10 protein-coding genes and 1 pseudogene are annotated in these 9,056 nt (G+C 21.4%); 1 reads left to right on the plus strand and 10 read right to left on the minus strand.

All coding sequences use genetic code 11. The features are described 5' to 3' along the window. Window positions 1–33: 33 nt before the first annotated feature. Window positions 34–420, minus strand: a pseudogene (locus BGI41_RS04920) (restriction endonuclease subunit S); the annotation flags it as partial. Window positions 421–437: 17 nt separating this feature from the next. On the opposite strand from BGI41_RS04920, the gene BGI41_RS04925 reads away from it, so the two are divergent. Next, complete coding sequence (locus BGI41_RS04925) at window positions 438–1,439, plus strand: integrase (RefSeq protein ID WP_233126321.1); 1,002 nt, start codon at window positions 438–440, stop codon at window positions 1,437–1,439. 24 nt (window positions 1,440–1,463) lie between these two features. Here the strand turns inward: BGI41_RS04925 and BGI41_RS04930 are convergent, their stop codons facing one another. From BGI41_RS04930 to BGI41_RS04970, 9 genes are all read right to left on the minus strand, one after another. Next, window positions 1,464–2,156 carry a restriction endonuclease subunit S gene (locus tag BGI41_RS04930; protein ID WP_088539120.1) on the minus strand — a complete coding sequence of 231 codons (693 nt, stop codon included), beginning with the start codon at window positions 2,154–2,156 and terminating at the stop codon, window positions 1,464–1,466. Then, a complete protein-coding gene (locus BGI41_RS08760; RefSeq protein WP_088539121.1) occupies window positions 2,129–2,368 on the minus strand; it encodes a restriction endonuclease subunit S in 240 nt (79 codons plus the stop codon). Before BGI41_RS08760 ends, BGI41_RS04930 begins: the two co-directional genes overlap by 28 nt. Further along, window positions 2,356–2,748: a restriction endonuclease subunit S gene (locus BGI41_RS08665; protein ID WP_088539122.1), complete on the minus strand. Its 393-nt coding sequence runs from the start codon at window positions 2,746–2,748 to the stop codon at window positions 2,356–2,358. The genes BGI41_RS08760 and BGI41_RS08665 overlap by 13 nt, the downstream gene beginning before the upstream one ends. A gap of 14 nt (window positions 2,749–2,762) precedes the next feature. Beyond that, entirely contained in the window at window positions 2,763–4,298 is a 1,536-nt protein-coding gene (locus BGI41_RS04945; RefSeq protein ID WP_088539123.1) for a type I restriction-modification system subunit M, read from the minus strand. 300 nt (window positions 4,299–4,598) lie between these two features. Continuing rightward, window positions 4,599–5,147, minus strand: coding sequence for a restriction endonuclease subunit S (locus BGI41_RS04950; RefSeq protein ID WP_088539124.1), 549 nt, complete (start codon window positions 5,145–5,147; stop codon window positions 4,599–4,601). A gap of 113 nt (window positions 5,148–5,260) precedes the next feature. After that, window positions 5,261–5,728, minus strand: coding sequence for an SseB family protein (locus tag BGI41_RS04955; RefSeq protein ID WP_088539125.1), 468 nt, complete (start codon window positions 5,726–5,728; stop codon window positions 5,261–5,263). 756 nt (window positions 5,729–6,484) lie between these two features. Then, window positions 6,485–6,802: a helix-turn-helix transcriptional regulator gene (locus BGI41_RS04960; RefSeq protein ID WP_088539126.1), complete on the minus strand. Its 318-nt coding sequence runs from the start codon at window positions 6,800–6,802 to the stop codon at window positions 6,485–6,487. Window positions 6,803–7,062: 260 nt separating this feature from the next. Next, window positions 7,063–7,545, minus strand: coding sequence for a DUF308 domain-containing protein (locus BGI41_RS04965; protein ID WP_088539127.1), 483 nt, complete (start codon window positions 7,543–7,545; stop codon window positions 7,063–7,065). A 412-nt stretch (window positions 7,546–7,957) separates the two neighbouring features. Further along, window positions 7,958–8,854, minus strand: coding sequence for a triphosphoribosyl-dephospho-CoA synthase (locus BGI41_RS04970; protein WP_088539128.1), 897 nt, complete (start codon window positions 8,852–8,854; stop codon window positions 7,958–7,960). Window positions 8,855–9,056: the final 202 nt, after the last annotated feature.

The raw sequence follows: 9,056 nt of genomic DNA on the forward strand, positions 1-9,056 counted from the left end.
AAGAAATATCTTTTACAAAAATGTTTTGTTAAATTAACAGAACATTTTTTGTAATAAACCTTTTTTAAATCTTTTAAGGAGTATGATTTCATTAAAACATTTATTTATTTTTAAATCAAGAAAATTAAGGAATTTTGAAATTTTATTTTGTTCTTTAATTGATGGTAATTTTATTTTAAAGTTTTCAACATCTAATTTTTGAATATTTTTAAGTCCTGAACCTACACCTAATCTCATTAACTTTTTTTCATCATTTTTTAAAATTTGATATAAAAATTTATTCAAAATTTTATTTTCATCAACATTTAATAATGTATAACAGTGTCCTCCTGCCCAAAACTTAGTATTGTTCCATTTAACATAACCACAAGATCCACCTTCACTAATAGAAATTGTATCTTCTAATGTATTATATTTATTATAATATCCAGATGGAGTTGTACCATATTAAAGATAGTACTAAGAAAGGATATATATCTACATTAAAAAGATATACTGAATTTCATAATATGAGTATTGATGAATTATTAAAAGAAGCATATTTAGATGAAGAAAATCATGTTTTATTAAAAAATAGACGAATTAAAAAACGTTTAATTGATTATCGAAATGAATTATTATCTAAAAATATGTCATCAAAAACTATTAAAACTTATTTTTCTAAATTAATAACCTTTTATAGACATTATGAAGTAGAAATTCCAGTATTACCTAATGTTAAATTTAATAAAAATTATGAAATAAATTATTTTGATTTACCAACTAAAGAACATATACGAAAATCATTAGATCTTGTAAGTATTGATTTTAAAGCATTAATTTTATTTATGTCCTCTTCAGGTACTGCAAAGGCGGAAACTTTATCATTAACTGTGGATGATTTTATAAAAGGAGTATCAGAATATTATAAAAGTAATAATTTAAAAGACATATTAGATGAATTAAGTAACCGTAATGATATTATACCAACAGTTTACTTAAAACGTATAAAAACAGATAAATATTATTATACTTTTTGTTCATCAGAAGCAAGTAATTACATAATTAAATATTTAAAAACAAAAAAAAATCTTCAATTAAATGATAAACTATTTCCTATTAGTAATTCTTTAGTAATAACTAGATTTCAACAAATTAATGATCAAATGAAATGGGGATTTAAAGGAAATTATAGATTTTTTAGAACACATACTTTAAGAAAGTTTCATGCATCAAATATAGGTTTAAGTTCTGAATATGTAGATGCATTACAGGGACGAAGTAAAAATTCAGTACATGAAACTTATATAAAAACAAATCCTCAAAATTTAAAAGAGAAATATAAAAAAGTAATGAAAAATATTCTAATTTTAGAAAATGAAGAAAAAAAGGAGATTAAAGAAGAAATAAATATTACAATTAATATATTTCTTGCAGATAATCAATATAATATACAATAATATTAATTGTTTTATTAATTTATATTAACAAAACATATTTTGTAATAAATATTTCTTAAAATAATTTAATTTATTAATATAACATTCATAGAATCTTATTTTATCATAAATATTTGATAATAAATCAACAATTTTATTCTGTTCATTTAAAGATGGTATATTAAATTTAATTTCATTTAAATCAGTAATTGATAAATTAGGAGGGCTAGTTCCATCAATTTTACTTCTTATTTTTAAAATTGTTTTGTTTGTTTGTAAATAATAATAAATAAAATATTTATTTATATTTTTATTATTAATATCAATTTTTCCTACTCTTTGATTTAATAAGGAATAATTAAAAAAATTATCAATAATTGCAATTTTAAGTTTTGAATTAATAATAGTCCCAGTCAATGCTAAAACGATATCTCCTTTCTTTAATAAAAATTTTTTATCATTTTTATATTTTAAAGGTAAATAATCTACATCATTTTCATTTAATCTATTAATTCCTACATTTTTTATTTTTAACCATTTTATTCCTTCTTTCTGAGAATCAGAACTTTTATAAGATCCTCCACTAATAATTGAATATATATTTTTACCTTTTATTTGTTTCCAATCTTCATTAAATTCTTGAAATCTTAACATTGGTTTAAGTTCATTTTCATGACAAAATAAATTTTCTAAAAAATAATCTTTTAATTTTAATAAAATTTTATACTTCTTTTCCATATTAACTCAATTTTATAATTTATTTTTAACAGAAAATCTGAAATTTTTTTCTGTTCTTTTTTAGATGGAATTTTAATTTTAACATTTTTTAACTCACTAGAATATAAATGCATGATTGAAATTCCTTGTGTGAATTTTGCAATTTCTTTTTTGATATTATTTAAATAATAACTTAAGAAAACACCATTTTCATTAGTTCTTAAAATATTAATATCACCACTATAGCAATATTATCTTTTGTAATACAGGATGCTTGACTCATATCAATTGCTGTTTCTCCAGTACTAGGAATAATTATATCATTTTTCTTTGAAAATACCAAATTTTCTTTATTAATATTTGTTTTTGATACTGTTTCATTTATTAATTCATCATAATATGTATATAATTCCCCATATCTCACACAGTCAATACCTTCTTTAGATATATCTTTTTTAGATATTCCTTTACCTTTTAAGAAAATACAAATATCATTTAAAGTAATTGTTTTCCATTCATCTGTAAATTCCGAAAATCTTATTTTTGGAGTATTAATTTCCTTTTTATCAACATAAGTTTTACTATTTGTCTCAGTATGAGAACCATTTTCCATAAATATTTACCCCCTTAGAATATTGGTGATTTAATTCCTAATTCTTTACAATATTTATCGATTTCTTCATCAACTTTTTTCATTTCTTCATTAATCTCTTTAAGTTCTTTTACAACTTCATCAAGATCAACTGGTTCTTCTTCTTCAAAAGTATCTACATATCTTGGTATGTTAAGATTATAATCATTTTCAGCAATTTCATCTAATGATACTCTATGTGAATATTTATCAATTTCTTCACGTTTAGCGTAAGTATTTACAATCTTATCAATATCTTGTTTTCTTAATCTATTTTGATTTTTAACCTTTTCAAATTCTTGTGAAGCATCAATAAATAATATATCTTCATCTTCTGTTCTACATTTTTTAAATATTAATATACATGTTGGTATACTTGTACCATAGAATATATTAGTTGGTAAACCAATTACTGCATCTAAATAATTTTTTTCTTCAATAAGGTATCTACGTATTTTACTTTCTGCAGCTCCTCTAAATAGAACTCCATGTGGAAGTACAATACCCATTGTACCATTTTCATCAAGATGATATATCATATGTTGTACAAATGCATAATCTGCTTTTGATTTAGGTGCTAATTTTCCATATGCACTAAAACGTTCATCATCAAGGAATGATTTATCTGCACTCCATTTAGCACTGAATGGTGGATTAGCAACGATAGCTTCAAATTTTTTATCAATATGCATTGGATGTTCTAATGAATCACCTTGTTTAATATCAAAGTCTTGATATTTAACACCATGAAGAATCATATTCATACGTGCAAGGTTATAGGTAGTTTGATTTAATTCTTGACCATAGAAGTTTGCTACATCTGCTTCTTTAGATACACGTAAAAGTAAAGATCCAGAACCACATGTTGGGTCATATACTGATTTAATACGTTTTTTACCTAAAGTTACAATTTTAGCAAGTACTTTTGAAACTTCTTGAGGAGTATAAAATTCTCCTGCTTTTTTACCTGCACTAGATGCAAATTGACTAATTAAGTACTCATATGCATCACCAAGAATATCTGATTCATTATTTTGAAGTTCAAAATCAATATCATTTAAATGAAGTAATATTTTTGATATTAATTTATTTTTATCATCATTAGTTCTTCCAAGTTTTGAGGAATGAAGATCTACATCTTCAAAGAGGTTACTGAAATCATCTTGACTTTCAGTACCAATACAAGAATTACTAATATAATTTAATGCTTTATTAAGATCATCTAAAATAAATTCTCCAACTTTAGCTTTCCTAATAATACAACTAAATAAATGTTGAGGTTCAATAAAGTACCCTAATGAATCTATTCCTTCTTCTTTTAGATTTTGTTTATAATCATCTTTTTCCCATGCTTCTTTAAAAGTCAAACCATCTTCAGTTAATTCATTATTCATATGTAATTCTAATTTCTCAGATAAATATCGGTAAAATATAAATCCTAATATGTAGTTTTTAAATTCATTAGCATCCATATTTCCTCTTAATTCATCTGCAATTGCCCATAATTTGGTTTCTAATTCTTGACTTGCCATACAATTCACCTATAACATATAATTTTTTTATAAATAATAATATTTGAATTATCAACTTTATAATTAAAATATATTATTCCTCATTTAACATTAAAACTTAAATACATCCTTAAATTCATGAAAATTAATTAATAAACTTTAAAACTTTTTATTAATTATATAAATATAAAATAACTTAAGGATATAAACCATAATTTCTATAAATCATTTTTATTAACTTAATTTTTATTTCTATTAACTTTAAATTAAATAATTTTCTTATTTTTAATCTTATTATAACTAATAAACAAAGTCAATTAATTATTTATAAAGATTTTCAATTATTGCTTCTTCATAATCTTTTTTATATTTAATAGACTTTTTCTCTAATTTTATTTTTCTATCAATTAAATTTAAAAATTCACCATACTTTTTTTGAGTATCCAAATCTGGAATATCAAATTTAATTTTTCTTAAATCAGCAACTTTAATAATTCTTAAAGCTCCACCTTCACGTAATTTATGTAATTTTTTAAGAAAATAATTACTTTTTAGTAAATGATAAAAGAATGATGGATCATAACCTTCTTTTAATCTAATTACTGCAAAATTCATAGTAATTATGTATCCTTCTTCATACAATTTAGTTACAGAATTTGGTTCAGATAAAGAAATTAATATATCATCTTTTTTTGAATAATACTTTGAATTTAAACTATTTGAAATACGTTTATACTCATATTCTAAAGTATCATTTAATCCATATTTATTTCTAATAACTGGTTTTAAATCAGATTCTGAATCAACAAAACGTGAAATATGAACTCCAGAATATACATCTGCAACATCCATTAATTTTTTAATAACCATAATATTCTCCTAATAATTTTAAATAAATAATTTAATTTTATAAATTCAAGATAACAGACTTTAAAATCATCCCTCTTTAAACACAAAAAACTCAACACAAACAACCTACAAAATCATTCCTCTTTAAACACAAAATATGATTCATCATTAAATAAATTTAAAAAACTACTAAATTTCATAGAAATTCCACATTTACTAAATGGATTAATATCAACATAATCATAATTTGCTTTTTTGAAATTTTCAGCAATATCTGAACTTGTGATTATAAAAACATTAAGTTTACCTTTAATTCCATTTTTAAGTTCATCTTTATCAGTAAACAAAAACAAATGTGAAATATTATTTTTATCAGTGTAAACCAATGGTTTAAATTTAAAAGGTTCATCTATTTCTATAATATATCCTTCTTTAACACCATTAAAATTATAATCAAAATTTTTTGAAGTAATTTCAAATGGCATATATAAGAAGGCTTCTCTTAATTTATCAAGTAACATTTCTTCATGATAACTTGTTCTAGATTCTGGACTTAAATTAATTAAATCCTTAAGAATTTCATTATTAACTTCATCAGGCATATTGTACCCCCTATTTAGTTTTAATAAAAATTTAGTTTAATTAAAAACTATATTTTTATTTTATTCAGTTTTTATTTTAAAAACCATATTTTAATTAATATACTAATTAAAAACCTTAATTTTTAGGTTATTTAATTAGATAAATCTTTTTTATTATTCTATTTACAAAGTAGAAAAAATAGAAAAAATAAAAATATTTTTTCTACTTCACGGAGAGGTGAAAATATGAAAAACAATATTCTAGTAGAGAACCGTCTCTTACTAAAATATTAACGAACGAATATATACCTCCAAATGGGAGTCGAACCCATCAAAAGTTAAAGGAGGATATGAATTAAATTAAATTTTATTTAATATTCCAATTATAATCATAAAAATGATTAATAAGAATTACATGAAATTTAAATTAAATAATAAATTCATATTATCTAAAATAAATTCCAAGTAATATTCACCTTAGTATATTAAACCTCCATTAATTAAAAAGTACAATGAATTTTTGTAATTAATAACTAATGACAATATTACTATGTTTTTATAGTATATAAAGTTTACGAAAATTTTTGTAATTAATAATTAATTACAAGTAAAAATCATATTTTGAAAATATTAATCTTACTAAAATTTTTGTACTTAATAACTAATGACAAATAAAGATTAAACTTTATAATATATAAACTTTATGAAAATTTTTGTAATTAATTACTAATTACATTAAAATCTTAAAAAATAAAAAAATAAATAAAAATAGTAAAACTAGAATATTAATTTTAAGTCTTCTAACATGTCAATTATCTTATTATTAGATAAACTAAAATAAATCCAAGTCCCTTTTTTTCTTCCATTAATTAGTCCGGCATTTTTCAAAATATTTATATGATGAGAAATAGTTGGTTGTGGTTTATTCAATGCCTCTTGAATTCTATAAGAACACAACTCAGTATCTTTTAATAAGTATAAAATACACAAACGAGTTGGATCAGAAATAGCCTTAAACACATTAACCATATTATTAATTTCACTTTCTGACGGCAACTCATTAAAATCAGAATCAATATCACATGTATCTGTCATTTTATATCGCCTGAAAATATTCAATTAATTATTGATATATTTAGATAAATTAATTTATAAAGATTTTGATTTTAATTTTATACAAAATAAAAATAAAATAAAAAAATAACTTAAAAAAATAAACAAAACTAGAAAATATCCAAATAATTATATAATAAAATAAAAAATAAAAATATTTGAGAATAATAAAAAATAAACTTAAATAATTAAAAATAATGTATCTTAAAAGAGATAAAAAATTTATTCTAATGAATAAAGATTTAATCTCTTACAAGTCCTACAATACCTGAAATTAATAACCATAAACCAATTAAGAAACCACATATTTTAGGATCAGCTACATAATATCCAACAATAAAGTAAATAATACCTAAAATTAATGAGGTAAGACCTAAAGCTTTACCGACTCCGCCAAATGCTGCAATTATAGCTAAAATACCAATAATAATTAAGAACAATCCAGCAATATAAATAAAGAATGCAGCTAATGCAGAAAATACAGCAGGATTAATTATTAAACAAACACCAAATATTGCAAATAAAACTCCTAAGATTATACCAGGAATAGACAATAGACTACTATAATCAGATGTTGAATATGAAAATACTGCTGTAAATATACCCATAATTAAGAAGGTTATTCCAAGAATTATAGATACAGTAGCAACCCCAAACATTGGGAAAATCATAATAATAATACCAAGAATTATAGAAATAATACTTAAAACTTTACTATCTTCCATTTGTTTCACCTCACAAAAACTTTTAATTAATAATAAATATAATTTTGAATATTAATAAATATAACTTAATTAAAACACATAGACAAATAAAGTAATATAATAAACAAAAAGCTAATAAAAATATAATTAAATAAAAATTATCTAATAATTTATAAATTAATTAATATTAACTAAATTAAGTTAAAAATAAAATAAAACATGATTATTAACTAAATAAGGTTAATAGTAAAATAAATTAGATAATAAAAATAATATTAAAAAAATAAGTCATTTTAACTAAATAAAATAACTCTTTTAAACTAAATAAAAAAATAACTTATTTTAAATAAAAAAATATTAAAAATAAAAAAAATAACTCATTTTAAATAAATAAAATAAAAAAATATTTAATTTAACTAAAAAAGTTAAAAAACTAATTTTCAAATTCACAAGATAAATAATAAAGCATTATAGAAGTAGCAGTTAAATCTGCAGTAGTACCTGGATTTTGATGATTATTAAATAATTCATCATCAAATGATTTAAGTTTTTTATCAAAATCATTTTCATCATGATATTCTAAAAGTTCAGCTGTTTTTTTAGATACTTCTAATGCTAAGTCATCACCATATTTACGTGATATTAAAGTATCAGGTACTTGTGATAAAATTGTTAAAAATGTCAATACTCCAGATATATTAATAGAATTATTTTCTCTAAGTTTTTTATATGTAGGATATCCAGTTTCAAATACAACAGGCATTTTACTTGTTAATTCAGATGCTAATCTATCCCATGGTGCAGATATTTTTAAAACATCATACATAGTTTGATTATTTGCTCTTAATTCATCTTTAGCAGAGTCACTAGTAACATCATAATCTTCTTGACTACCCATTCCTCCTGCAGATGCAATATTAATTGCATCATATAAATTAATTGCATCATCTACAGTAGTAGCATCCATTAATTTACCTACATTTTCTCTTAAATCATCCATATTATTACTAATAGCTGCAGCTGCTGCAATAGGTGCGCACATCATAACAATACCTAAATTTGTATTGTTCTTAATCCATTTATCAGTTTCTGAAACTGCATCAAGAATAGCTTTACCTAATTCTACTTTAGATAAATCATCTTTATTATCTATAGTTCTTTGAGCAAGTTCTCTAATAGTATCTCCTATTACAACACCACTAATAAGAAAATCTTCAAAAACCATATCATCAAAATCACGAGTTCTATGAACATTACCTGGTTTTGGATAACCACTTACTTCAAGAACAGATGCAATTTGAGCTATTTTTCCAATTTCATTTGGTTCGATCATATAAATCCTCTATAAAATTAATAAAATTTAAAAAAAAATTTAAATTATTTAAAATAAATAAACATTAAAACTTAAAAAAGTTTAAACCTACTTAATAAAATAAAAAATAAATTAAAAACTTAAAAAAAGTTTAAACCTACTTAATAAAATAAAAAATAAATTAAAAACTTAAAAAAAGTTTAAACCTACTTAATAAAAT

This window comes from Methanobrevibacter sp. 87.7, assembly GCF_002208625.1.
Taxonomy (GTDB): Archaea; Methanobacteriota; Methanobacteria; order Methanobacteriales; family Methanobacteriaceae; genus Methanarmilla.

Coding starts and splice junctions, on each gene's coding strand:
- BGI41_RS04950 (WP_088539124.1), bottom strand. CDS start 5,147: ATGGTTATTAAAAAATTAATGGATGTTGCAGATGTATATTCTGGAGTT.
- BGI41_RS08665 (WP_088539122.1), bottom strand. CDS start 2,748: ATGGAAAATGGTTCTCATACTGAGACAAATAGTAAAACTTATGTTGAT.
- BGI41_RS04955 (WP_088539125.1), bottom strand. CDS start 5,728: ATGCCTGATGAAGTTAATAATGAAATTCTTAAGGATTTAATTAATTTA.
- BGI41_RS04960 (WP_088539126.1), bottom strand. CDS start 6,802: ATGACAGATACATGTGATATTGATTCTGATTTTAATGAGTTGCCGTCA.
- BGI41_RS04965 (WP_088539127.1), bottom strand. CDS start 7,545: ATGGAAGATAGTAAAGTTTTAAGTATTATTTCTATAATTCTTGGTATT.
- BGI41_RS04945 (WP_088539123.1), bottom strand. CDS start 4,298: ATGGCAAGTCAAGAATTAGAAACCAAATTATGGGCAATTGCAGATGAA.
- BGI41_RS04930 (WP_088539120.1), bottom strand. CDS start 2,156: ATGGAAAAGAAGTATAAAATTTTATTAAAATTAAAAGATTATTTTTTA.